Source organism: Endozoicomonas elysicola (assembly GCF_000710775.1).
Taxonomy (GTDB): domain Bacteria; phylum Pseudomonadota; class Gammaproteobacteria; order Pseudomonadales; family Endozoicomonadaceae; genus Endozoicomonas; species Endozoicomonas elysicola.
This window is the reverse complement of record NZ_JOJP01000001.1, coordinates 1,436,500-1,462,000: the sequence shown is the minus strand read 5'-3', so window position 1 is coordinate 1,462,000 and position 25,501 is coordinate 1,436,500. Positions and strand designations below refer to the sequence as shown.

Sequence of the window (25,501 nt, the reverse complement as noted above, 5' to 3'; positions counted from 1 at the left end):
AAAAAGAAGGTTCTATAAATTTGGGTGCGCGATTCTTATACAATTGTGCATTTTATGAACTGATCTAGATCAAAAAATGACAAATTTTCTGTTATTTTAAGACATCATTTTATTATTCTTTTATAACAAGTTGAGCACATTCGAGCACCATGCCAACACCAGTAAAAACAGTCAGAAAAAAAGTAGTCCGTCAGTCCAGAGAGGCCAGGGTACGGGATATTCTTCACGCTGCCCGGGAAGTCTTTGAGGCCAGGGGCTATGAAAAAGCGACAGTGGCTGAGATTGCCAGCAGGGTAGGCATCGTTGAGGGTACGGTATTCAGCTATTTCCCCTCCAAACGGGTTTTAGTCCTGAAAGTGATGGAACAATTTTACCATCAAATAACACAGCAGATTGAAGAAGGCATTCAGGGCGTTAATGGCACCCGAGAGCGCTTTTACTTCGTCATCTGGAATCATCTCAACATTATGACGCAAAACCGTGCACTTTGCGGAGTGATACTGAATGAGTCCAGAGGAGTTGATCACGAGCTATCTCAACAGGTGAGGGCACTGAACAGACGCTACACCGAAGTCGTTACCAATATAACAAAAGAAGGAATTGCCTTGGGCGAGCTCAAGCAAGATGTGAGCATCACTCTGGTTCGTAATACTCTGTTTGGTACACTTGAACACTACCTGTGGGGTATATACTTGGACTCACAAGATAGTGAGACACCTCAGCTCGATATTCGCCAAATATCACAGCAGATTACCCAGCTTATTTTTGACGGTATTTCAAATACCAATCCGAGACTGAAAGACAACGCTGTCAAAAACGAAGTGAGTGAATTAATTCAGAAACTAAATACGCTCTTGTAACAGATACTATTAATAAAGTATTAAACACAATGGATAAAATTAATGACACGATGAATTGGTGTGCTCGCCAGGCTTACCTTCAACAGAATCTGAAACACTCTGAATAAACTGGCAAAGATGATCCATACGGGCAACAAAAGTATCGAGATGCTTCTGAGTTCTTTCTGTACATTCAAGGTGCCGCTCCATATGAGCCTGCTGTTTACAGAATAGTTCAACAATATCTCGAAACTGGCTAAGCACATGAGATTGAAAAGCCTCAAACTCTTCTTTCTTGATGTATTCCTGCATTGCTTTTCTCGCTTTTCCAATCCAAACAGCCTATAGCTGAACCTTTGCAGATGAAAGCAGCACTCATTGATCCGGAAAGAAGAAGGATAAACGCAGCGTTGGTTTCATTTAAGTACTCTTCTATTAGAGTAAAAATAGACCCAGATTGGCTCTTGGCAAGCAAGTCATAAGCGTAACATCTTCCTTTTTCAGCGGTTAGATCAACATTGCAAATGAATAAATGACCAGACAGTTTTTCACCTAGGAAGGTTTAAAATAATCTGGCTTTTTATAAGGCCACAATTCCCCCCATAAACGACCTCCGCCATCTAAAGTCATCACCTCCCCCGTCATAAATTGTGAAGCGTCACCACCAAGATAGGCACAAGCCTGCGCAATATCCCAGGCAGAACCAAAACGTTGCATTGGATTTGAGCGGGGAAATTCGTTTACAGCCTCCTGTGGATAAACTTTCATTCCTTCACTGGCAATAATACCCGGAGCAATACAGTTAATACGAATACCATATTGAGCCCACTCTACCGCTACCGTTTTCGAAGCGTAAATAACACCGGCACGAGCCGCACAGGTATGGGCAATATCAGGCATTCCCCGATCAATCACAGTAACAATATTGATAATATTTCCTGGCTCTTTTGCATCTCGCCAGCGCTGGGCAGCCGCCTGCATCATAAACCAGGTACCGTTCAGATTATTATCAATAACAGCCCGCCAGCCATTGGGGGAGAAATCAATGGCTGGCTGGGGGAACTGACCACCCGCATTGTTAATCAAAACATCCAGCCCCCCCAGTTCATCCATGATTTCATCAAAGAAAGTCTGGACCTTTTCGGGGTCTCGTATATCTAATGTTTTGCAACCGACATCAAGTCCCATTTCCTGCATCGGCTTAATGGCGGCCATTAGCTTTTCATAGCTACGACCGCAAATCAGAACTTTAGCCCCCAAACGAGCCAGTAACCAGGCAGCAGCCTTGCCTATACCACTGCCACCGCCACTGATTAATACCCGTTTGCCTGAAAAGCTGTCTGAAGCAAATACGGTATCAAGTTCTGCCAGCTGTTTATCCGATAACCCGCAGGTTTCTTTATCTATTATCATCCTGTTTACTTCAGCAGCTCACCAGCAATAATCATTTTACGGACTTCTGTAGTACCGGCACCAATCTCAAGCAACTTGGTTGAGCGGAACAGACGATTGATTTCCGATTCCCAGATATACCCGGTGCCACCATGAACCTGTACTGCATTGTCCAGCACCTTGTTAGACATATCCGCACAGTACATTACTGAAGCGGCGGTACGGGCATGAATCTCTCCGCGCCCTGCCTGAGTTTCATCCACTTCAGACACTTCTGCCAGCACTTTCCAGCAGAAGGTTTTCATGGTTTCTACCCAGACATACATGTCAGCAATGCGCGCCTGAACCATCTGAAAGCTGGCAATGGGCTTACCAAACTGCTGACGTGTACCGGCATAATCAATGGAAAGGTCCAACGCACGCTCAGCAATCCCGGTATTAATCGGGGCAATCATGGAACGCTCAAAATCCAGCCCACTCATAACCACCTGATGCCCCTGGTGCTCTTTACCCACAATATTTTTGACAGGAACCCGAAGGTCTTCAAATACAAGCTCGGCCGTCTGACTGCCTCGAAAGCCCATTTTGTCCAGCTTCTGAGCCACTTTAAAGCCAGGCCAACTGGTTTCAACCACAAAAGCAGTAATACCTTTTGAGCCTTTACCGGGTTCGGTTTTGGCATACACCAGACAAACATCGGCTACCGGACCATTGGTAATGTAGATTTTGGAACCATTAAGAACATACTCATCGCCATCACGAATCGCTTTGGTTCTCATAGAACCCAGCGCATCCGAACCCGCTCCTGGTTCAGTCAGCCCCAGGCAACCAATCCACTCTCCGGAACAGAGTTTTGGCAGGTATTGTTCCCTCAGATATTCACTGCCATTGTTGTATATATTGTTAGCACACAGGTTATCGTGAGCTACCCAGCTCAACGCTAGGGCATGGTTCCAGCGGGAGAACCCCTGAAGGATCAGTCCCGCTTCCAGCATCGACATGCCAGCACCGCCATATTCCTCGGGAATGGTCACCCCCAGAAAGCCCAATTCACCGAACTGCTTGAAGACATCCTGAGGCCACCATTCTTCGTTATCCATTCTGGCTGCATAGGGAAAAAGCTGTTCACGACCAAACCGGTCAGCATGGTCCAGCAGGCTTTGTTGCTCTGTAGTAAGGTTAAACTGGCTGGCAGTCATGATTGATATCCTTTTCTTATTTTTATTGGTTAACCACAGAAATAACCAAGAGCACAAAAAAGCTTATTCTTTCTCTGTGTACTTTGTGCCTCTGTGGTTCAAATATGTCTTTCAAACAATCAGAGGCGCAAAACACCGTATCGAGCATCACCTATCGGTGCATTTAAAGATGCACTGATGGAAATACCCAGAGCATTCCGAGTATCTACCGGATCAATGATTCCATCATCCCAGATTTCAGAAGACGTATAATAAGCACTGGTCTGGTTTTCAAAATTCCCCAGCACTTCATTTCGAATCTCTGCCAGTTCTTTTTCATCAGGCTCAATACCCTGACGCTTTAGTTGTGCAAGCTTAATAGTCACCAGAGTGTTAGCAGCCTGATCAGAGCCCATGACTGAAATCTGACTATTAGGCCAGCTAAACAGTGTTCTAGCATCAAAAGCCCTGCCACACATACCATAATTGCCTGCGCCAAAAGAACCATTGGTCATGATGGTAAATTTGGGTACTTCTGAGCAGGCCTGCACCATAATCATCTTGGCACCATCCTTGGTAATTCCGCGCTGCTCATACTCTTTACCCACCATAAAGCCAGTAATGTTCTGGAGAAAAACTAGCGGGGTTTTATTCTGATTACAGAGTTCCATAAAATGAGCAGCTTTCAGAGAACTGTCGTTAAACAACACGCCGTTATTCCCCAGAATACCAACCTTATAGCCCCAGATATTGGCAAACCCACAAATCATAGTTTCACCATAGTCCGGCTGATATTCTGAAAAACGACTGCCATCCACCAGCCGGGCAATCACTTCCCTGACATCAAATGGCTTGCGGATATCATCGGGAATAATTCCATAGAGCTCTTCCGGGTCATACCAGGGGTCTTCCGGAGTCTCTCTTTGAATCTGAGTTTTAGGCTTTTGCTCCCACTGCGCAACAATTTCCCGGCCAATAGCAATCGCTTCCCGCTCATTTTTGGCAAAGTAATCACAGGTTCCTGATACCGAGGTATGCATACGAGCGCCACCCAACTCATCCACACTCACCTCTTCACCCGTTGCCGCTTTGACCAGTGGTGGCCCCCCCAGAAAAACAGCACCGGTCCCTTCAACAATGACTGAGTAATCCGAAAGCGCAGGAATATAAGCGCCACCTGCCGTACAATTACCGAAGACCAGTGACAACTGCTTACACCCCATTTTGGAAAGCTGCGTCTGGTTCCTGAAAATTCGACCGGCCATGTACTTATCACCAAACAGTTCTGACTGCAGAGGCAGAAAGCCCCCCGCACTGTCGCACATATGGATCACCGGCAAATGGTTTTCAATGGCAATATCCAGGGCACGGATAATTTTTTTCACCGACAGAGGATACCATGCTCCGCCTTTAACCGAGCTGTCGCTGGCATTAATCACCACTTCACGACCACCCACAATACCAATACCGGTGATACAGCTGGCAGATGGTGCACTGCCATCATAAGCCATACTGCCAGCAAGAGAAGAAAACTCCAGAAAAGGAGTGCCAGGGTCCAGCAGTAACTCAAGCCTTTCCCTCGGCATCATCTTGTTTTGCTTCTGTAATCGATCAATATCACGCTGTGGACGTTTAAATCGGGCTTCTTCCTGTTTCTGCTGAAAACCGGACACCAACTTTCTGTTATGGGCCCGGTACTTCTGAAATTCTTCGGAGTGGGTGTTCAATCTGGATTCAATTCTTCTCATTATTCGCCCCCTTTTCTCCCAGACTCTAGCGATTCATCGTGTGGACGGATGTTGACGAGTTGTGCGCCTTTATCAAAACTGGCGCCAACACCATCAACCCCGAGCAAGAGAACGGTTCCCGAAAGGCTTGCTTTAACCTCCATTTGCAGCTTCATGCTTTCAATCAGCATCAGTAACTGACCTTCCTCAACCTGATCACCTTCCTTTACACTGATGTCCAGCACAACACCGGGCATTGGCGCTTTTACCAATCCGGACTCAGCCTGATCTGAGGCGCCTCCCGCGTCAGAAAACTCATCAACAATATCAACCTGCCAGACCTTGCCATCCATATGTACATGAAGGGTCTGATCATCCTGAACCGCGTAGATGTGCCGTACAACTCCATTGACTGTCAGCTCACCGTGACAATGATCGAGCCAGCGAATACCGGCATTGACCTGATGACTTCCTCCCTGATCGCTGGCAATTTCGATGAGTCTGGTTGCTGAATGCTTAAGCGGTGACACAGTAAATTGCGTTTCAGAAAATCGATATTTTGGCTGCATTAGTTTCTCCAGTAACCAATTGCACCGTAAGGCTGAGGTGTTGCCTTTTCCAATATCTGAACCTTTCGATCAGACAACAGCGCTGCTGTTAGCAGAGCATCCAGCTGATCCCGATCAGGAATACTGGCAACAAGATCACCGACATAGCGTTCAACAAAGGCCGTATCAAACTCCCCTGAACTAAATGCCGGATGCTCAAGAATCCGGATCAGGTATTCGTTATTGGTGTCTATGCCCAGCAGCACCAATTCACGAAGTGCCTTAATCATTCGCGTAATAGCCTCTTCCCTGCTGCTGGCGTGAATAACCAGCTTGGCCAGCATTGGGTCAAAGGCGGTTGTTATGTCCTGCCCCTGATATAAGCCACTGTCAAAACGGACACCCTCGCCAGACGGTGCTTTTAAATGAAGAACCTTGCCTGTAGCTGGCATAAAACGATTAAAGGCATCTTCCGCACAGAGGCGACACTCAATAGCATGCCCTGAAGGTGTTAAATTATTCTGGTTAACGGATATAGAGTGACCAGCAGCAACACGAATCTGTTCTGCCACGAGATCAACGCCATAAACCATCTCTGTAACCGGGTGCTCTACCTGAATTCGGGTATTCATTTCCAGAAAGAAATACTCCCCCTCAGGCGTATAAAGAAATTCAACCGTACCGGCACTGGTGTAATGGGCAGCTCTGGCAATGGCAACCGCAGCCTGACAAATTGACTCCCGCTGTTTATTCCCTGCTGCGCCCGCAAACACCGGTGAAGGTGACTCTTCAATAATTTTTTGAAAACGCCGTTGAATAGAGCACTCCCGCTCTCCCAGATGAATCACCTGCTGACTATCACCCAGCACCTGAACTTCAATATGGCGGGCACTGGGAAAGTAACGCTCGACATATACACGATCATCGCCAAAGTATTTTTCAGCTTCGGAACGGGCCACACGAAGCGTACTCTCCAGCTCTTCACGGGTATTAACGATGCTCATCCCTTTCCCGCCACCACCGGCCGATGCCTTAACTACCAGAGGGAAACCAAGATCAGTAACAGCCTGCATAAAACCTGGATCACCGGCAGCCAGAGTAATCGAGGGAGGGACTGGAACCCCCTGTCTGGCCACAAAGTCCCGTGAAGTGATTTTATCCCCCATCAGCTCAATCACTTCCGGTGACGGACCTATAAACTGAATACCTCGCTCTTCCAGAGCGCGGGCAAACCCGGCATTTTCCGAAAGAAAGCCATAACAGGGATGAACCGCATCCACTCCTCTTTGTTCACAGATAGTAATGATCTGTTCAATATCAAGATGGGCACCACTGGGACTACCACCGAAAATTTCTACCGCTTCATCAGCCATCTGAACGACGGGAGACTTACGATCAATGTGATGATAAATCGCTACAGAAGGGATACTTAGTGACTGAAGTGCTTTGAGAACACGCAGAGCAATCTCTCCACGGTTGGCTATAAGCACTTTTTTGAATAGTGGTTCGGTATCTGGCTTATCAGAATTTCTGGCTGTCATGGCTACTTTCTTATTATTTCTGTCGACAGAGTCATCTTGGAAAACAATAATGAGTAAGACTCAATAAAAAAACAACCACTATTTTCACCGTTTCAAACTTGGCTTTTCTAAAAGATAAAAACGTCATATTTTTATAATTATCGACAGCTATTGACGAGAACTCATCTTATACGCTTATAATTGAGCTGAACTCAAAATAATAAAAATATGGAAATAATCGTTGGTGAATAGCATGGAGCAGACAGCTGCTGGTGATCTGCTTTGGACCCCATCCAAAGACAGAGTGGCAAATGCAGGGCTTACCGAGTTTATTCAATGGCTCAATCATAACTACGGACTGGAGATAGAAAGCTATCAACAGCTCTGGCAATGGTCAGTCAACGATGTTGGCCGATTCTGGCAAGCCATCGGTAGGTGCTATAACGTCTCTTCACTCGACTCTCGAACTGACAAAAGCCAATATCAGTCTCCCCTGTCTAACTCCTCTATGCCTGGCAGTCGATGGTTTCAGGGCACCAGACTAAACATGGCTGAATACCTGTTATCCAGGGGAGAGCTGGGGCCACTTACCCGAACCGCTATTTTTGCCGAATCCGAATGCTTTGAACCAAGAGAGATAAACTGGATTGAACTGAGAGATCAGGTCTGCAAGCTGGCGACGTCATTAAGAAATATGGGAATCCAACCCGGTGACAGGGTTGTGGCTTATATGCCCATCTCAATCGAATCCATCGTTGCCTTGTTTGCCTGTATCAGTGTTGGCGCCATCTGGTCCAGCTGTTCGCCAGACTTTGGCGCAAAAAGTGTCCTGGAGCGTTTCAGCCAGATCAACCCGAAACTGTTGATCACCATGACCGGTTATCAATACAACGGTAAAGCCTTTGACCGCTCTTCAGAAGTCGATCAGATTATTGCTGCGTTACCGGATCTGAAACAGGTGATTCATCTGCCCTGGCAGGATCATAACAATCCAAAGCCACCGAAATCCCAATCTCACATTCAGATCACCAGCTGGCAATCCGCCCTTAATAATAAGGCCAGCTATCAGAGCTTTGAATTTGAACAGGTCCCCTTTGAACACCCTCTGTGGATTATGTACACCTCCGGTACCACAGGCATGCCAAAAGGTATCGTACACAGCCAGGGCGGGGTTCTGCTGGAACTGATTAAGTTTGCCTGGCTGCACGACAACCTGACACCGGAGTCGGTAAAGTTTTTCTTTACCACCACCGGCTGGGCCATGTTCAACATGCTGATTGGTGGCTTTGCCAGCGGCAGCGCTCTAGTGGTGTACGACGGCTGCCCAACCTGGCCCTCAGCAGACCGGCTCTGGGATATGACCGAGCGGTTTGGTATAACCTATTTCGGCATCAGTCCAACGTATATCAACAACCTGATCAAACTGGGGTATTCCCCCAAAGGCCAGTATGGCCTGGGCAAAGTTGACACCATCGCCATGGGTGGCTCGCCGGTTTCACCAGAAAACTTTGCCTGGTTCTATCAACACCTTCATAAGGATCTTCATATTGTATCCATGAGTGGCGGCACGGATGTTGCCACCGCTTTTGTTGGCGGCGTTCCGACTGAGCCGGTTTATGCCGGTGAAATTCAGGCCCCCTGCCTGGGCGTCGACGCCTGTGCCTGGAATGAGAACGGAAAACAGATCATTAATGAGTATGGCGAGCTGGTTATTAAACAACCCATGCCATCCATGCCTCTTTATTTCTGGAATGACACCGATAATGTGCGTTACCTGGATAGCTATTTTGCCCCATGGCCCAATGTATGGCGCCAGGGAGATCAGATTATTTTCAATCAACACAGTGGCAGCTATATTTCCGGTCGCAGCGATTCAACACTTAACCGCCATGGCATTCGGATTGGCACTTCGGAAATTTATCGAAATGTTGAAAGTATCGAGGGCATTAAAGACAGCCTGATCATTAACCTTGAGCTTGAAAGCGCTCAATCATTCATGCCCATCTTTATTGTTCTCGACGAGCAACAGCAACTGGACGATAGACTGATTTCTACCATCAAGAACAACCTCTCTGAAAGCTGCTCTCCACGGCACATACCCGACAAAGTTTATGTCATTGATGCTGTGCCCTACACACTTTCCGGCAAAAAGCAGGAGATACCGGTAAAAAAACTCCTGTCAGGAATGCCGTTAGAAAAGGCGGTGAATCTTGGTGCATGCGCCAATCCTTCTGCCATGGATTTTTTCATTCAACTGGCCAGTTCAATCCATCAGGAATATGAAGCGGTATAAACAGCCATGAGCAAAAAACGCTGTTCATCTCAAAACATAAAAATGGCGAAAGAGCCTGAAATAGCAGCATTTCATAGTAAATAAAGAGATTTAAAATGCCTGGAATTTATTTTGATCAGTGCGAGGTCGGGCAAGCTATCCGACACAATCTGACCCGAACAGTGACCGAAGCCGACAATGTGCTATTCTGCGCAATCACCCATAATCCTCAGCCACTCCACCTGGATGAGGAATACGCCAAAAATACCGAGTTTGGCCAGAGGGTGTTCAACAGTATGTATACCGTGTCTTTTGCCTGTGGAGTTTCTGTGGAAGACACAACGCTGGGTACTTTGGTTGCTAACCTGGGCTTTGGCGAGATGAAATTCCCAAAACCGGTATTTATCAATGACACCCTGAGAGTAGAAACCCTGATTAAGGAAAAGCGCGAAAGCAAGTCCCGCCCCAACGCCGGTATCGTGACTTTTGAGCATGGCGTCTATAACCAGCGGGAAGAGCTGGTCTGCTCCATCATTCGTATTGCACTTCTGCACAAACAGGGTGGTTCTTACAACAAAGACAGTTCGGGGAAATAAAACAGATGCTGGCACGATCTTATCTATTTATCCCGGGAGACAGCGAGAAAAAACTGGCGAAGTCACAGAGTACAAGGGCTGATGCTTTGATTCTCTGCCTGGAAGACTCTGTAACCGAAGAAAATAAACCCAAGGCCAGGTCAATCGTAACTGACTATCTGAAAACCCACTGCGAGGCATCAACAGCAACTCTCTGGGTTCGGGTTAACGCCTTGTCAACAGAGCATTTGGTTAAAGACCTGGTTGCAGTGATGGCTGGTAAACCCTATGGCATTTTTCTGCCGAAACCAGCCAGCCCTTCAGACTTTACAACGGTAAGCAACTATCTAACCGCACTGGAAGTCCAGAATGATATTAAGCCCGGCTCTACTCGTCTCATGAGTGTTGCCGAATCAGCGTCAGGTACTTTGAACCAGCACCGCTTTCCTGAAGCAAGCCCACGCCTGAAAGCCCTGACCTGGGGCGCTGAAGATATGTCAGCTGACCTGGGAGCCATCACCAACCAGGATGGACAGGGTAACTATTTTCTTGTGCATCAGATGAACCGGGCAAACTGTCTGGTCGTTGCCGCAGCAGGCAGAATGCAGGCTGTGGATGGAATCTGTCAGGATTTCAAAAACCCTGACCTGCTGCGGCAACAGTGCCTGCACGCACGCAAGGAAGGTTTTTCCGGAAAGATCGCCATACACCCATCGCAGGTAGCAATCATTAATGAATGCTTCACCCCCACACAGGAAGAGATCTGCTACGCCAGGCAGGTGGTTCAGACATTTTCAGAATCCGGTGGTGCCGGCACAGTGAGCCTAGCCGGAAAAATGCTGGACATACCCCACCTGAGACAAGCGCAGAGGATTCTGAATCAGGAAACACTGATGAACCACAGGGACGTAGAGAGCACAGGGAAAAGTCTTTCCTGATACTTCTCTGCATCTGCGTGATGAAAACAAATTCTCATTAAAACAATAAAAAAGAGGGACCTTATATGTTTTCGCTGACTCAACTCATCCGTCGCTCTGCACAGATCAATCCCAACGGTGTTGCCACCTCCATGAATGGTCGTGTCAGTACCTGGCAGCAATTGTTATCTCAGGTAGCAAATCTGGCAGGCGGACTTAAACAACTGGGAATCAAAACGGATGACAGAGTTGCGATCCTTGCTCTCAACTCTGACCGGTACTATCAAAGCATGTTTGCCATCCCATGGGCTGGCGCTGTTAATGTTCCCATCAACTGTCGTCTGGCTGATCCGGAAATTCAGTTCTGGCTGGAAGACTGCCAGGCAAGTACATTACTGGTTGATAAGGCATTTGCAGACAGGATCCCGGCATTAAAGCCTCAGTTGCCTGCACTCAAACATGTGATTTATATGGATGATGATGAGCCTCCTCATGGCTTCATCAACTTTGACTCCCTTCTTTCCTCCTCACCGGTTACTGATGCTGGCAGAGGCAATGATGATCTGGCGGCCATCTATTACACAGGCGGCACAACCGGACGTTCCAAGGGCGTGATGCTCAGTCATCAAAACCTGGTCAGCAATACACTACAGGCCGGGAATTTTATTAAGGTCAGTGACAATGAGCGCATTCTCCATGTTGCGCCTATGTTCCATATCGCTGATGGAGTCATGATCAATGCCTGTGCCATGGTGGCAGGCAGTAACTATTTTTTACCCTCCTTTGAACCGATTGCTTTTATGAAAGCGGTTCAGGAACACAAAATACAGCGTATGCTGGTTGTTCCCACCATGATCAATATGATCGTCAACCATCCTGAGGTGGCGAGTTATGACCTCTCTTCGTTGACGGACATTGTCTATGGTGCCTCGCCTATCCCGGAAGCCGTTATCGTCAGGGCGATGGAAGTATTGCCCCACACTCGCTTTTATCAGGGCTATGGACAAACAGAAACTTCACCTTTTATTACCGGCCTGGCACCGGAATACCATACAACCACAGGCCCCCTCAGTGGTCGACTGAACTCGGCTGGACGTGCAATACCCGGCGTTGAGGTAGCAATACTTAATGAAAGCCATGAGCCAGTGGCTCCGGGTGAAATTGGCGAAATCTGCCTTAAAGGCCCTAATGTAATGCTTGGATATCTTGGCCTGCCTGAGATAACCGAAAAAGCACTGAACAATGGCTGGCTACATACAGGCGATAGTGGACGTCTAGACAAAGAAGGGTTTGTTTATATTGTTGATCGGGTTAAAGACATGATTGTTTCTGGTGGCGAGAATGTTTACTCCATCGAAGTGGAAAATGCGATCCATAAGCATCCGTCAGTCGCCCAATGTGCAGTTATCGGTATTCCCAATGAAAAATGGGGGGAACAGGTGCATGCCATTATTGTACCCACATCCGGAGCAACCGCTGATGAAGCAGTAATTATGGAGCACTGCCGCGCTCTGATTGCTGATTACAAATGCCCTAGAAGCATCTCAATCCATAATGGCCCACTGCCCCTGTCTGGCGCAGGAAAAATACTCAAAAATGAGCTGAGAGAGCCATACTGGGATACGAAAGCACGCAGCATTAATTAAAACAAGGCTGGAAGTCATCAATATGTACATGCCAAGAAAGATTTTCAACGAGGATCATGAACAGTTCCGCACTGCTTTCCGTAGCTTTGTGGAAAAAGAGATTGTTCCCTATCAGGAACAGTGGGAGAGCGACGGCATTATTGACAGAGAACTCTGGCTGAAGGCTGGTGAGAACGGTTTTCTGGTGCCAATGGCGAAAGAGAAATACGGAGGTCTTGGCATTACTGACCACCGGTTTGATGTCGTGATGTGTGAAGAGCTTGCCCGTGTCAACGAGAGAGGTTTTATGCTCGGCCTGCATAATATGGTGGTTGCTCCTTACCTGCTCAGTTATGGCAATGATGAGCAGAAGCAACGCCTACTCAGCCGCTGCATCACCGGTGATGCCATACTTGCTGTTGGTATGACGGAGCCCGGTGCAGGCAGTGATCTCGCAGGCATGAGAACCCATGCTCTAGAAAAAGACGACCACTGGCTGTTAAATGGCTCCAAAATCTTTATTTCCAATGGCATTCTTTCAGATATTATTGTCGTCGCGGCAAAAACCAACCCGGATAACCCTCATGCAATGGGCCTCTTCCTGGTAGAGCGTGGAATGGACGGTTTCTCCAGGGGAGAGCCATTGAAAAAAATGGGGATGAAATCCCAGGATACGGCAGAACTGTTCTTCGATAATGTCAAAATACCTAAAGCCAATGTGCTGGGCGACCCAGGCAAAGGTTTTGAATATATGATGGAAAAGTTACCGGTAGAACGTCTGAACCTCTGCATTGATGCGGTAGCCAGTGCCCGAACAGCATTAGATCTGACCAAAGAGTACATTAAAGAGCGCAAGGCCTTTGGCCAGTCCATCAGTAAATTCCAAAACAGCCGTTTTAAAATGGCAGAAATGAAAACCGAGATTGATCTTGGCTTTGCCTATCTTGATCGTATGATTGAACAGGTCAACGAAAACTCATTGAGTGCTGCTGATGCCTGTGGTGGCAAGTACTGGACTTCGGAAATGCTGTGTCGTGTTGTTGATGAGTGTTTGCAGCTCCATGGCGGTTATGGCTTTATGGATGAATACCTGATATCCAAGATGTATCGGGATGTCCGTATCAGCCGAATTTATGCCGGAACCAATGAGATTATGAAAACCGTGATCGCCAAGGCAATGGATCTTTAGCCTTTTCCTCCCTGCAGATTGCCTAAACAATTTGCAGGATGGGGATTCAGTTTTTTTCTGACAACAGGTTTCTTTTTAATAAGTGTTTACTTTTACCCTGAGATGACTTTTTCAGTTGCTTATTTATAAAACGCTGGGCAACTTTACTTTTTACAAAACAGCTTTTGATGATATAGATAGCTCTGTCAATAAGCTGAGTATCAGGAACCATACTTCGACTCAGAAACAGATATCTTCTCACCTCATTTTTCTCACATTCTTTTATCTTTTTCGCAATTTCCTTAATAAGACAGGCCCTGTGTGGCTCCTGAAAATTCATTTTTTTAGAAAAGAATGCATTGTTAATCAGATGATATCTGATAGCTTGCATGAGTCTACGGTTGGATAATTCATTAACTCTGAAAAGCCTTCTTCCTCGTTTGAACAATTTTCTTTGTTTTTTCGTCAGCTGTTCATCATAGGACTTCTTGTTCAATTTTTTCTTTAAATCTTGAAGGTCAACCAGATCCTGCCCTCTTACCTTATTTTTATATTTATCCAGTAGAGACTGGTTAATAAGCTTGAGTTTAAAAGCACTAATCAAATCAATATCACTTAATTCTTTTCTGCTCCATATTTGGCGGAAAGAATTGAGCAAATGTACACTTCGATCGGAAAAACGACTATTGCTAATGGAGCCACTAAGCCCCTGAGTATTTTTTCTTAATGTTTGGGTTACGGAGTTCCCTCCCATAACACCTGAAGGGCGTGCTCGAACAATCACAGGTTTTGAAACTAATACAGCAGAGGGCCGACCAATCAAGTCAGAATGATCAATACCCGAGATATTAGCCTGTCCATTTGCCATCTGCATCCCCAAAACCCTGAATCAACATATTATTCAGAGTATCGGGAATTTCTCACAAGTACAGCCATTGTTAGAGAAACTGACTTATTGGTTAATTAGCCTTTCTTAGCCAAAAGTCAAACCTGAGAGGATGAGGAAGAGGCGGAAGCTGTTCCGCCTCAACATACTTAACGCTGTGGAGCAGGAAGCAGGTTAATCTCTACACGACGGTTCTTTGCACGGCCATCGGTTGTTTTATTACTGGCAATAGGATCCATTGAACCACGCCCATAGGCACTGATGCGCTCCCCCATAACACCCTGAAAGGCAATATAGTTGGCAACGCTATCAGCCCGTGCGAGAGACAGTGGAACATTGATTTTGTCCCCACCGGTACTGTCGGTATAACCAACCACTTGAATCAGGTTACGGTCGTACTCTTTAAACACTTTCGCAACAGAGCCAAGTACTGGATAAAAAGCAGACTTGATATCTGACTTGCTGGAATCGAAAGTGATATTGGAAGGCATAATCAATTTCAGCTCATCGCCCTGACGATAGACCTGAACACCTGTGCCCTCAAGCTCGGCTCTCAATACGGTTTCCTGCCGATCCAGGTAATGGCCATAACCAGCTCCGGCAGCACCACCAATAATGGCACCTTTAAGAGCACCATCACCACCATCAGCAATAGCACCAATGGCCGCACCGGCCAGAACACCACCTAAACCATATTTAGTGGATTTACTGGCTTGCTGTTCACCAGTGTAAGGGTTGGTAGTCTGACAACCAGCCAACAAGGCCCCCACCAACAGGGTTGCGACGGCAAATAACTTTTTCAATTGCATAATGATCTTCCTTAGCAAATCAGCTTAGAACTTTCTATCAGCTCAAGGCTGCTTAGCCGCGAATAATACTATTTTCCCGGATTTCTTCACCAATTGTTGTATCAGGCCCATGACCGGTAACCACAACGGCTTCTTCGTCCAGAGTATAGAGCCTTTGTTTGATCGAACGTTCAATGGCTTTGTAATCGCCCCCCCATAGGTCTGTTCGCCCAATGGATCGACGGAACAGGGTATCTCCGGCAATCAGAAGCTTGGGTTGTTCAAACCAGAAGCACATGGAGCCAGGAGTATGCCCCGGGGTATGCATCGCCACACCTTCACAGCAAGGCAACTCTTCATCATCTTTCAACCAGTAATCAGGATCCGGTACCGGACGATAGGGAACACCGAACATACGGCACTGCATTTCAAGGTTATCCCAGAGGAACTTATCGCCCTCATGGAGATAAATGGGGGCTCCAGTCTGCTTTTTGATATCGCCACTGGCAAGGAAATGATCCAGGTGTGCATGGGTATGGATAAGCGCTACAACCTGTAAATCAAGTTCCCTCAGCTTTGCCATAATAAGCTCTGGGTCACCGCCTGGATCCACGACAAATGCCTTGCGGGTAACAGGATCACCAATAATTGTGCAGTTGCACTGCAGGGGCCCAACAGGGAAAGTCTGCCGAATAAAGGCTGTTTGGTTTGTCATTTGACCTTCGCAGTAGTTTTACATGTCCGGCGAAGATTCTAATATTATTTTCACGCTAGGTCTTTCCCTTTTCATTCTAGGGAAAAACGGCTTTATCAGGCTTCACACTATGTGTGGGGATTAAGATGCATCTCTATGTAAAACATCATTGCCCATAACCTTTTGAACCTGTGAATAGGGAATAATTCGGTAACCTGCTGTTTTCAAACGCTCATCTCCCATACCCATAAACTGCTGAGCCAGAAGCAGAGGGCTACCGTGACTGACAACAATGACGTACTGCTTGCTAAGGTCGCAGTTTCTATCATTGACAATAGATAGAATGAGAGACTCCATTCTGTCTCTTATCTCCAAGCGGGTTTCACCTCCATAACGCTTGGGGTGCTCTGGAAACCAGAAGTCAGGATCCTTATATTGTAGGTAGTCTTGACCATCCCTTTCACCCGCATTCTGTTCTATTACTCTCGGGTCAATCTCTCTGAGAAAACGGGCGATTTGCAACTTGCCCATAACAATATCAGCAGTTTCAATGGTTCTGGGCAAAGGAGAAACAATCACTTTACAAACGTTGTCACCATTAATTCCTCCATCCAGAAGCTGGTCAGATGTTTCCCGAACCTGCTCCCGGCCATGATCAGTGAGCTTTACAGCTTTATAGCCTGGATTTTCCGGATTACTGTTATAAATATGTTCCACATTATGCTCACCTTCGCCATGGCGAATAAAAACAATACCTCCCTTACCTCTTTCTTTTGAGGTTTCCATTACTGAAACTTCCATACACACCCCTGCACCGATTGTTATCGTTGTTAATAATGCGAAATAATAAAGTGCTTTTTTGATAACAGAATTCATTTCTTCACACTAGCCAAAACCATGGGTTTAGTAACCTGCATAAAAAAACCTCCCTGCCTCAGATAAGTCAGCCTCCCTTTCGGAAACTTCTCTCTCGGTGCCAGAGGCATACTGGTACTGACCAAGTTATTAGGGTCGATCACCAAAAGCTCTTTCTGACCGGGATAAGGAAAGTTCCACTCCTGAACATACTCGTCGGCATCATCCGTATCTTCCGTGGGAAAATCGTCAGAAATCAGGGACCATTGATAAGTCCACTCTTTTTTGGTCGGCTTGGCCCTTGGCTCAGATATAGACAGTGAAAAGCGGGTTCGTCTCAACACGTTACTACTCCTCGGTAATTCAGCAGACGTCACTTTATAGAATCATTAGTGTGCAGCCGCACAGGCCTTTGAGGTAGGTAGTGTAGTCAAAAAAAAACTGGTCAGAAGTTCCAAAAAAGCACAATAAAGCTTCAAAAATTCCAAGCAGGGCATATTGCATTAATCGATATAACCAGAAGAGTAAATTAGAGCCTTCACTTTGGTTTTATCGAAATAAGCCTAGGCAATAATGAACCTATGCCAACCAATAGTGCCTAAGCAAATATCAAAACAAAATAATAGCCAGTAAAAACCATGTCTATTCTCATACTTCACTCCAATAGATAGATCTTATAAGCCTATGTGCGCAAGTAGAAAAGACAAGGGAAAACAACCCGTTATAAATAGCACTATGATTCTGCTCATAGCCGGATTACTGGGTGTTTTAACCGGATGGCTTGACCTGAATGAACTGAATCAGGCCAGTCAGGTGGTTTCAGAACTATTTATTCGGATGCTGAAACTTATCAGCCTCCCAATCATTTTCTTTGCCCTGGTTTCGACACTCTCTGGTATGGGGGAGGCCTCAGATGTAAAGCGTCTTGGAGGGCAGGTCCTGAAATACACAGTCATCACCACGCTACTGGCCGCAACAGTTGCTTTGGCGTTATATCTGCTTATCGCACCCGCCGGGAGCGTTAACACGCTGACAGCCCCCCCTGAGCTTTCAGAGACTTCTGCCAGCTACTGGTCATATCTGGTCGGAGTTATTCCTTCCAGTTTTGTAGAACCGTTTTATACCCATAATGTCATGGGTGTTTTATTTCTTGCCCTGCTCCTCAGCGCAGCCATCATAACCCTGGAAAACAAACACAAGTCTGTACTGCACTCATTCTTCGACAGCATGTTCGCCGCAATCATGAAAATGACCGGATTAATTCTCAAGCTGATGCCTCTGGCCGTCTGGGCATTCGTTAATTTGTTTATCCATGATCTGCAGAACCAGAAAATCCTTCAGGATCTTGCGCTTTATCTGTTATGCGTACTGCTGGCCAATATTATTCAGGCAGGTCTTATTCTTCCCATGTTCCTGAAGTTTAAAGGGCTATCGCCCTGGCAAACCATGAAAGCCATGTGGCCTGCCCTGACTGTGGCATTCTTTGCCAAATCCTCTGCAGCGGCTCTGCCTTATGCAGTGGAAAGCGCTGAGAAAACCCTGGGGGTTCAGAGCAAAGTAGCCCGCTTCAGCCTCCCCCTTTGCATTACTGTTAATATGAATGCCTGTGCTGCATTCATATTAATTACAGTACTGTTTGTTTCTCAAAGTAACGGGGTGACATTTTCCCCTCTGGAATTGTTCTCATGGATACTGATTGCCAGCATCGCAGCCATCGGTAATGCCGGTGTCCCCATGGGCTGCTACATGCTATCCAGTGCATTCCTCGCAGCAATGGGCATCCCACTTCAACTGCTGGTTATTATCCTGCCGTTTTATGCATTGATTGATATGCTTGAGAGCGCCATTAATGTCTGGTCAGACTCCTGCGTCACAGCAATGGTTAACGCTGACTTGCTACCAGATATGATATTAGACGGGGAGGGATCTGATCGTCACAATGAGAAGATCACCCAAGTGGATCATCATTAAGAGTGACCCACTTGGCAAAGTTTAGCCAGAAACTAGCCTTTAAGCTGATTTACCCAGTGCAATAATTCAGAGGTCGCATAAACGGCCTCTACCCCTTTATTCATATGATTATCCCCTGAGCGTTTTTGAGCATCTTCAACACTGTCAACACCAATGACTTCATTAATCACAGGCTTGCCAAAACGCTCGGTGACGTCCATGAAGCCTTCGAACACACCGTGCAGAACCATTTCATCATGACTGGTAATGCCCTTCAGCACGACACCAAACGCCAGAATTGCATCAAGCTCCGGGTCTGCCTCAAATAAAAGTCTTGCAGCAAAGGGGAGCTCCAGAGAACCGGGAACCTTATGGATAGAGATGTTTTGCGGCTTAACATCCAGCGCCAGAAGTTCCTTTTGAGCCCGGTTGATCATCGCATCAACACAGTCACTGTGCCAGCTGCTGCCAATAATAGCCAGACGTGCATGGGGAATCTTATGAAACTGCTCAGGGGTTTTGGGAAGGCCTGCACCCATTAGATATACTCCTTTAATTAACAATAATAGTTTTGAAGATGAAAAGTAGTTGGCTACCGGACTTCCAGCAAACCAGAATCACTTTTTACGATAAAATTCCGATATCTCAGGCTCTTCAGCCATTTTCATAGTTCGGAGTGAACGGAACTTTCCACTCCACTCATGGCTGTTCAGGTTCTGTTAACCCGATGAAGCACCCGGCAGATGCTGTTACAAAGAACTTTCAGTTCCTCACTGGAAATCACATAGGGCGGCATCACATAAACCAACTTGCCAAAAGGCCGCACCCAAACACCTTCTTCAACAAACAGAGGTTGAATTTCCGACATTACAACGGGCTCTTTCAGTTCCACAACGCCAATACCTCCCAACACTCTGACATTGGCAACAGAAGGCATTTCGGAACAGGGCATCAAGCCATCCCACAGTGTTTTTTCAATCATGGTCAGCTGGGTTTGCCAGTCACCTCTGGACAAAATTTCCAGACTGGCATTGCCTGCAGCACAGGCCAGTGGATTGGCCATAAAGGTAGGACCGTGCATAAAAGGGCCATGCTCAGAAATGGTTCGGCTGATCTGTTCGGAGCACAGGGTGGCAGCCATTGTCATATAGCCACCGGTCAGAGCTTTTCCGACACACATAATATCGGGAACAATACCTGCGTGTTCGCTGGCGAAAAGCTTGCCTGTACGGCCAAAGCCCGTCGCGATTTCATCATGTATCAGCAGGACCTCATACTCATCACATAACTGTCGCAGGCGCACCAGATATTCCGGAGAGTAGAAATACATTCCCCCGGCACCCTGAACGACTGGTTCAATAATGATACCTGCCAACTGGTTGCCCTGCCGATCCAGTAGCTGCTGAATATCGGCGATGTGCTGTTCTTCAAAGGCTTCGCCAAAACGACACTCGGGGCGAGGTACGAAATAGTGCTGGGGCAGAATACCGGTAAACCAGTGATGCATCCCACCATCAGGGTCACAAACGGACATCCCGCCGGTTGTATCACCGTAATAGCCGCCCCGGACAGTAAGCATCTTGTTTTTTTCAGGGCGATCACGGGAAATCCAATACTGCATGGCCATTTTAATCGCTACTTCAACAGCCACAGAGCCTGAGTCAGAGAAGAAAACGGTCTGGATTGGCTCCGGCGTCATGGCCACCAGCTTTTTAGCCAGATCAATAGCAGGTTTATGGGTCAGGCCACCAAACATGACGTGGGAAAAATCATCAATCTGCCGCTTTAATGCCGCATTCATTTCCGGGTGATTATAACCATGGACCATACACCACCAGGAAGACATGCCATCAATAACGCGTCGCCCATCGTTAAGATGCAAATAAACACCCTCTGCCCCAACCACCGGGAACATATCAACCCGATTGATGGTCGTACTGTATGGGTGCCAGATATGTCTGGCATCAAAGATCAGCTCTTCCGGGGTTATAAGCGGGCTCAAGCCTGACTCCTTTACACGTTATGTGTTTGATCTCTCCGGGGGAGAAGATAATCTTGGCGTCACCTGGGAGCAAGCAGAAACACTTATTTTTGATGTTTGTAATGCACAGATAATCTCCTTCAAAGTGGATAAATTGAATTGTTCGTCCCAAAATCAGATAACCTTCACCTTTCAGTTGTACTGTTTATTACCTTGCGAAGAGGAAAGTAACAGAAACTGCTGATTCGATACGATGGAAGTAATATGCAGGCTTTGTTCGTCAACCAGCTTTCTACTCTGGATTTCAGCTTCCTCTGCCCTGAGCGGGGAATAGTGGGGGAAACCTGGCTTGTTGATGTAACTCTTTGGGGCGAGCTCGATGAACAGGGCATGGTGTTTGACTTCAGCCATGTAAAAAAGCAGATAAAAGCGTCACTGGACACCTTATCGGATCATCGGCTGCTGGTTCCTCTTCTGGCTGAAGAAACCACCATCACACACGAAAAGAAACAACTAACGGTTCGCTTTGAAGCCGCTGAGGGACAAATAACCTGTTCGGCACCTGCACAGGCCATGCTTCTGGTCGATGCAGCAGCAATCACTCCAGAACTGCTCAGACCTTTTCTGGAAGAAGCCGTGATTAAGGAGCTTCCGGACAATGTCACGAAAGTCGATCTCCGGTTATACCCCGAAGAAATTGGCGGGGCTTACTACCATTACAGTCATGGGTTGAAAAAACATGATGGTGACTGCCAGCGAATAGCCCATGGCCATCGCTCTCAAATTCGGGTATTTGTTGATGAACAGCGTGATCAGGTTCTGGAAGCCTTGTGGGCAAAGCAATGGCGAGACATTTATATCGCCACAAGGGAAGACCTACGGGAAACGTTCACAGAAAAAAGTGTGGAGTATTATCGATTCAATTACACCGCAAATCAGGGATACTTTGAAATCAGCCTGCCTAGCACATACTGCTATCTGATCGATACGGACTCCACGGTCGAATTACTTGCCAGCCATATAGCCCAAAGCCTCTCAACACAAAAAACTGGAAAAACAATTCGTGTCGTCGCTTTTGAAGGCCTAAACAAGGGAGCCATTGCTACGCACTCACTAAAGTAGAAGCATTCTTTGGTCTAATGCTTTTAGAACGATTCCAAACCTTTTCATGGAAATAATACGCCACAGTATTCACAGCAGGCTCTACCATCGCCAGTGCACCGCCAATCATTACATCACCAGTCATCAGGTAACCCACTGAAAAAGCAACACAAAAGTGTACCGCTGCAAAAGAAACTGTCTTAGCCATATTATCCTCCGGTATTCATAATCGTTGTTGGCTTTATTATATGAGAATGATTATCAATCAATAAAATAGATTAATTATCAGAATTCAATACAAAAAAACTATCAATAATCAGCTAGTCTTTAGGTATGGCCGAAAAGGAGAATGTGCTATGTCGTCATCACTGACGGAACAGATCAATAATCGCCCTGCCCAACCAGACCCTCTTAATGACCCAGAGATTGGCTCCTCAGTTCAAGCTGCTGCCGAGGATAAAGTTGAGGTCAGCTTCACGAATAAGCTGACTGAGCTCCCCAAAATGCTTGAAATGGATTTCAATAAGGTAGAAAACCTTCTGGCCAACCTGGCCGCTACCAACCCATTTCGTCCGGATATGGCGCTTGGAAAGCAGCCGGAAGTCGCAGCCATCGATGCCAGTGCTAATGTTCAATCAGCTCCTGTTGCCCCCGTAGGTGCAACAGTGGATGCAAGTCATGTCAGCAAACTGAGGCAAGTCAATGCCGCTTTAGCAGAGTACGACGTGAGACTTCAGCAGGTATTTGATGAAATGGCGCTTTCACGATCTGGTAGAAAACCAGACCCTCGTGGTATAGGGATCGAGTATGAACGTTTGATGACGTTTACCCGGCAGACGGAATACCATTTAACCGAAACCATCAAACTAATCCCGGAAACGCTCCCAGAGAATACAGGTCAGTCAATTGCCCAGTTGATGCCTGAATTTACCCAGAGCCTGATTCGTTATGACAGTGAATTCCAGCAAATTTTTGGTGTCCTGCAACACGAACTAAAGCAGGCTGAGATTGCCAAAAAAAGCCTTCACTGATAAGCACAAGCCACTCCTGAAAAGGAGTGGTCTTCGGATATCCACACTTCCCTCCCCATTGTTAAATCTGTTCTGCTGCAATGATTATCACGTATAAAAGTAGTGACAGACCACAATATGAACAAAGTTGATGTTTTAAGTCGGTTATCTGTAGAAATGAAGGAAGCCCTGAACTGCTCACCGCAAATAGCCGAGCAGGAAACATTCAGTGATCCTCTGCACCAGATGCGCTGTGATTATGAAAAGGGACGGGCATTCTGGAATGAAGGTGGACCAGATATGCACAACATCAGGGAGCTGGACGTAGCCTTCAAAGGTAACAAAGTAAAAGCAAGGCTTTATTATCCAACCTCCAACCTGCAATCACCGGCACTTTTATATATTCATGGAGGAGGCTTTATTGTCGGAAGCATCAACACCCATGATCGAATCATGCGCATTCTGGCCAAAAAGTCTGGAGCAGTTGTGATTGGAATTGATTATACGCTGTCACCAGAAGCTAAATACCCTCAGGCCATTGAAGAGTGTGTGGCAGTAAGTCAGTTTTTCCTGCGGCATGGTCCGGAATATGGTATCGATTCCCAAAATATGGGTTATGCCGGCGATTCAGCCGGCGCCTACCTGTCATTAGCCAGTTATCTCTGGCAACGTGATGCAAAAATGGACACCGGGTATATCAAAGGCATGCTCCTTTATTACGGCCTGTATGGCCTTAAAGACTCCTGCTCCCGGCGATTATATGGTGGTGAATGGGACGGTTTGACCAAAGCTGACCTGAATTACTATCAAGAGATGTATCTGAAAAGTGATGAAGACATAAACGCTGTCTACAATTGTCTGTTCAACAACGACCTGTCCCAGAATATTCCTCCCTGCTTTATCGCATCCAGTGAGTTTGATCCTCTTCTGGATGACAGTGAAGCTCTCTATAAAATACTCGATCATCACAGTATTTCTTGTGAATATAAAATGTACCCAGGCACGCTTCATGCCTTCCTTCATTATTCCAAAGTAATGGAAGCAGCCAATCAAGCTTTGGCTGATGGCACTCGTTTTTTTCTCAACTGCCTAAATAATGAGAGATAACTCTTTAATGATCGAGTGGGCTATCAACTGTAGCCCACTCGATATAAGCAAAATGCATTCGCAATAGAGCCACAGCATAAATAACCTGCCAAATAAACGACAAAGAAAGTACGCTGCCAGATGCGAGAAAAAGGTTAAGTTATGTAAATATTCAGGTAAGCTATGCCCGATCACGGCTTAAAGGTACTTTAGTGCCGCTATAAAAAGAGCCCATTTTCAATAATAAAGATCACGGCTCAAAGGACTGCTCAGATGCTTTGTGGAAACCTTTTTGAGAAAAGGGTTTTGCTCCCTTTTTTCGTCATTATTCTGCACACTCTCTCTGCGAATGCTGAAGATAAGCCTCCGGTGGCAGTGCAAGTACAACCCGTTAGCTACCAGGAATATGCCCAGCCTATTCAGGCCAGTGGGATATTGTCGTACAAATCTCAACAAACGCTCTCATTTAAAACATCGGGTCCCGTTGAAAATATTCAGGTCGAAGCTGGAGATCAGGTGACCAAAGGGCAGCTGTTAGCGCAGCTTGCCCTGGATGAAATTGATGCTCAAGTCGATGAAGCAACAGCCCGGGTATCCCTGGCCAGGAAAAACCTGAAACGTTATCAGCAGCTCCATAAAAACAATGTTCTATCCCTGGAAAAGCTTCAATCTGCTGAAACAGAGCTAACCATTGCTGAAAGCAAGCTGCGTATTGCCAGGTTCAATCAGGCTTACTCCAGCATTCATGCCTCGGCCTCTGGTCTTGTACTGCAACGTCATGTAGAGCCCAATGAATTGGTATCCCCTTATCAGCCCATTCTGGTGGTTGCTGATGAAAGCAAAGGCTGGGTTATCCGTAGCAGTGTTACTGACCAAGATATTGTTCGAATGGCGCTTGGGAACAAAACCACTATTCGCTTTGACGCCCTGCCAAACCAGGCATTTTCAGGGACAGTAACCCAGATGACACCGCTGGCATCCGGAACCGGCACCTTTGAGATTGAAATCAGCCTGCCGGTTTTCAGCTCATTACTGCGCTCTGGCTTTATCGGACAAATCGAGATTCTGCCATCCAGAGGGAGAAAGGTTGCACTGGTTCCAGTCAGCGCAATCATTCAGAGTGAGGTCAACGATCTTCAGCAAACAGCCAAAGTACTTATTCTCAATCAACAACAGTTGACGGCTGAATTGCGCAGCGTTTCACTGGCCTATCTGGATGGCGGCATGGCGGCAATTACCGATGGCATCGCTCAGGATGAGCCACTCATTACCACTGGAGCCGGCCTGCTGAGAGATGGCGAAAAAGTCAATGTCATCGACAGCAACACATTAGCAGTCAAAAACTCAGCGACACTTCACAAAGAACCAAAAGAACAGCAGGAGCGGTAA

General features: G+C 46.5%; 25 protein-coding genes. 11 read left to right on the top strand and 14 right to left on the bottom strand.

What is annotated here, in order from left to right:
- Positions 1–149 precede the first annotated feature (149 nt).
- The gene (locus GV64_RS06160) at positions 150–860 is read left to right on the top strand and encodes a TetR/AcrR family transcriptional regulator (RefSeq protein ID WP_020580997.1); all 711 of its coding nucleotides are present in this window, start codon (positions 150–152) and stop codon (positions 858–860) included.
- A gap of 39 nt (positions 861–899) precedes the next feature.
- On the opposite strand, the gene GV64_RS06155 is transcribed toward GV64_RS06160, so the two are convergent.
- From GV64_RS06155 to GV64_RS06130, 6 genes are all read right to left on the bottom strand, one after another.
- A complete protein-coding gene (locus GV64_RS06155) occupies positions 900–1,151 on the bottom strand; it encodes a hypothetical protein (protein ID WP_020580998.1) in 252 nt (83 codons plus the stop codon).
- Between the two features lie 240 nt (positions 1,152–1,391).
- Positions 1,392–2,252 carry an SDR family oxidoreductase gene (locus tag GV64_RS06150; protein WP_020580999.1) on the bottom strand — a complete coding sequence of 287 codons (861 nt, stop codon included), beginning with the start codon at positions 2,250–2,252 and terminating at the stop codon, positions 1,392–1,394.
- 5 nt (positions 2,253–2,257) lie between these two features.
- Positions 2,258–3,430 carry an acyl-CoA dehydrogenase family protein gene (locus GV64_RS06145; RefSeq protein WP_034844086.1) on the bottom strand — a complete coding sequence of 391 codons (1,173 nt, stop codon included), beginning with the start codon at positions 3,428–3,430 and terminating at the stop codon, positions 2,258–2,260.
- A gap of 119 nt (positions 3,431–3,549) precedes the next feature.
- Complete coding sequence (locus GV64_RS06140; RefSeq protein WP_020581001.1) at positions 3,550–5,157, bottom strand: acyl-CoA carboxylase subunit beta; 1,608 nt, start codon at positions 5,155–5,157, stop codon at positions 3,550–3,552.
- Entirely contained in the window at positions 5,157–5,705 is a 549-nt protein-coding gene (locus GV64_RS06135; RefSeq protein ID WP_020581002.1) for an acetyl-CoA carboxylase biotin carboxyl carrier protein subunit, read from the bottom strand. Before GV64_RS06135 ends, GV64_RS06140 begins: the two co-directional genes overlap by 1 nt.
- Positions 5,705–7,225: an acetyl-CoA carboxylase biotin carboxylase subunit gene (locus tag GV64_RS06130; RefSeq protein ID WP_020581003.1), complete on the bottom strand. Its 1,521-nt coding sequence runs from the start codon at positions 7,223–7,225 to the stop codon at positions 5,705–5,707. The genes GV64_RS06135 and GV64_RS06130 overlap by 1 nt, the downstream gene beginning before the upstream one ends.
- A gap of 232 nt (positions 7,226–7,457) precedes the next feature.
- Here GV64_RS06130 and GV64_RS06125 point away from each other — a divergent pair, with 232 nt between their 5' ends.
- From GV64_RS06125 to GV64_RS06105, 5 genes are all read left to right on the top strand, one after another.
- Entirely contained in the window at positions 7,458–9,497 is a 2,040-nt protein-coding gene (locus GV64_RS06125; RefSeq protein ID WP_020581004.1) for an acetoacetate--CoA ligase, read from the top strand.
- A 95-nt stretch (positions 9,498–9,592) separates the two neighbouring features.
- Positions 9,593–10,072 carry a MaoC family dehydratase gene (locus tag GV64_RS06120; protein ID WP_020581005.1) on the top strand — a complete coding sequence of 160 codons (480 nt, stop codon included), beginning with the start codon at positions 9,593–9,595 and terminating at the stop codon, positions 10,070–10,072.
- Positions 10,073–10,077: 5 nt separating this feature from the next.
- Positions 10,078–10,989, top strand: a complete 912-nt coding sequence (locus GV64_RS06115) for an HpcH/HpaI aldolase/citrate lyase family protein (protein ID WP_020581006.1) — start codon at positions 10,078–10,080, stop codon at positions 10,987–10,989.
- Positions 10,990–11,054: 65 nt separating this feature from the next.
- Positions 11,055–12,614, top strand: coding sequence for a long-chain-fatty-acid--CoA ligase (locus GV64_RS06110; RefSeq protein WP_020581007.1), 1,560 nt, complete (start codon positions 11,055–11,057; stop codon positions 12,612–12,614).
- A 22-nt stretch (positions 12,615–12,636) separates the two neighbouring features.
- A complete protein-coding gene (locus tag GV64_RS06105; RefSeq protein ID WP_020581008.1) occupies positions 12,637–13,782 on the top strand; it encodes an acyl-CoA dehydrogenase family protein in 1,146 nt (381 codons plus the stop codon).
- Positions 13,783–13,828: 46 nt separating this feature from the next.
- Here GV64_RS06105 and GV64_RS06100 read toward each other — a convergent pair whose 3' ends face one another.
- The 5 genes from GV64_RS06100 to GV64_RS06080 form a co-directional block, all read right to left on the bottom strand.
- On the bottom strand, positions 13,829–14,629 hold the full coding sequence (locus tag GV64_RS06100) for a hypothetical protein (RefSeq protein ID WP_152553941.1): 801 nt from the start codon (positions 14,627–14,629) through the stop codon (positions 13,829–13,831).
- A gap of 167 nt (positions 14,630–14,796) precedes the next feature.
- Positions 14,797–15,456 carry an OmpA family protein gene (locus GV64_RS06095; RefSeq protein ID WP_020581010.1) on the bottom strand — a complete coding sequence of 220 codons (660 nt, stop codon included), beginning with the start codon at positions 15,454–15,456 and terminating at the stop codon, positions 14,797–14,799.
- 52 nt (positions 15,457–15,508) lie between these two features.
- A complete protein-coding gene (locus GV64_RS06090) occupies positions 15,509–16,150 on the bottom strand; it encodes an MBL fold metallo-hydrolase (RefSeq protein ID WP_020581011.1) in 642 nt (213 codons plus the stop codon).
- 120 nt (positions 16,151–16,270) lie between these two features.
- Positions 16,271–16,930, bottom strand: a complete 660-nt coding sequence (locus GV64_RS06085) for a histidine phosphatase family protein (protein WP_020581012.1) — start codon at positions 16,928–16,930, stop codon at positions 16,271–16,273.
- A gap of 71 nt (positions 16,931–17,001) precedes the next feature.
- Positions 17,002–17,328, bottom strand: a complete 327-nt coding sequence (locus GV64_RS06080; RefSeq protein WP_020581013.1) for a hypothetical protein — start codon at positions 17,326–17,328, stop codon at positions 17,002–17,004.
- Between the two features lie 391 nt (positions 17,329–17,719).
- Between GV64_RS06080 and GV64_RS06075 the strand changes: the two genes are divergently transcribed.
- Positions 17,720–18,955, top strand: coding sequence for a dicarboxylate/amino acid:cation symporter (locus GV64_RS06075; protein ID WP_020581014.1), 1,236 nt, complete (start codon positions 17,720–17,722; stop codon positions 18,953–18,955).
- Positions 18,956–18,987: 32 nt separating this feature from the next.
- Here GV64_RS06075 and ribH read toward each other — a convergent pair whose 3' ends face one another.
- Positions 18,988–19,473: a 6,7-dimethyl-8-ribityllumazine synthase gene (gene ribH, locus GV64_RS06070; RefSeq protein ID WP_020581015.1), complete on the bottom strand. Its 486-nt coding sequence runs from the start codon at positions 19,471–19,473 to the stop codon at positions 18,988–18,990.
- A gap of 170 nt (positions 19,474–19,643) precedes the next feature.
- The gene (bioA, locus tag GV64_RS06065) at positions 19,644–20,936 is read right to left on the bottom strand and encodes an adenosylmethionine--8-amino-7-oxononanoate transaminase (protein ID WP_020581016.1); all 1,293 of its coding nucleotides are present in this window, start codon (positions 20,934–20,936) and stop codon (positions 19,644–19,646) included.
- Positions 20,937–21,179: 243 nt separating this feature from the next.
- Here bioA and GV64_RS06060 point away from each other — a divergent pair, with 243 nt between their 5' ends.
- Positions 21,180–22,037 (top strand): 6-pyruvoyl trahydropterin synthase family protein, encoded by an 858-nt coding sequence (locus GV64_RS06060; RefSeq protein WP_020581017.1) that lies wholly within the window; start codon positions 21,180–21,182, stop codon positions 22,035–22,037.
- Here GV64_RS06060 and GV64_RS06055 read toward each other — a convergent pair.
- The gene (locus GV64_RS06055; RefSeq protein ID WP_020581018.1) at positions 22,018–22,224 is read right to left on the bottom strand and encodes a DUF2061 domain-containing protein; all 207 of its coding nucleotides are present in this window, start codon (positions 22,222–22,224) and stop codon (positions 22,018–22,020) included. The genes GV64_RS06060 and GV64_RS06055 overlap by 20 nt on opposite strands.
- A gap of 148 nt (positions 22,225–22,372) precedes the next feature.
- Between GV64_RS06055 and GV64_RS06050 the strand changes: the two genes are divergently transcribed.
- From GV64_RS06050 to GV64_RS06040, 3 genes are all read left to right on the top strand, one after another.
- Complete coding sequence (locus GV64_RS06050) at positions 22,373–23,047, top strand: hypothetical protein (RefSeq protein ID WP_020581019.1); 675 nt, start codon at positions 22,373–22,375, stop codon at positions 23,045–23,047.
- Positions 23,048–23,164: 117 nt separating this feature from the next.
- Positions 23,165–24,133, top strand: coding sequence for an acetyl esterase (aes, locus tag GV64_RS06045; RefSeq protein ID WP_020581020.1), 969 nt, complete (start codon positions 23,165–23,167; stop codon positions 24,131–24,133).
- Positions 24,134–24,385: 252 nt separating this feature from the next.
- Complete coding sequence (locus tag GV64_RS06040; protein ID WP_034844083.1) at positions 24,386–25,501, top strand: efflux RND transporter periplasmic adaptor subunit; 1,116 nt, start codon at positions 24,386–24,388, stop codon at positions 25,499–25,501.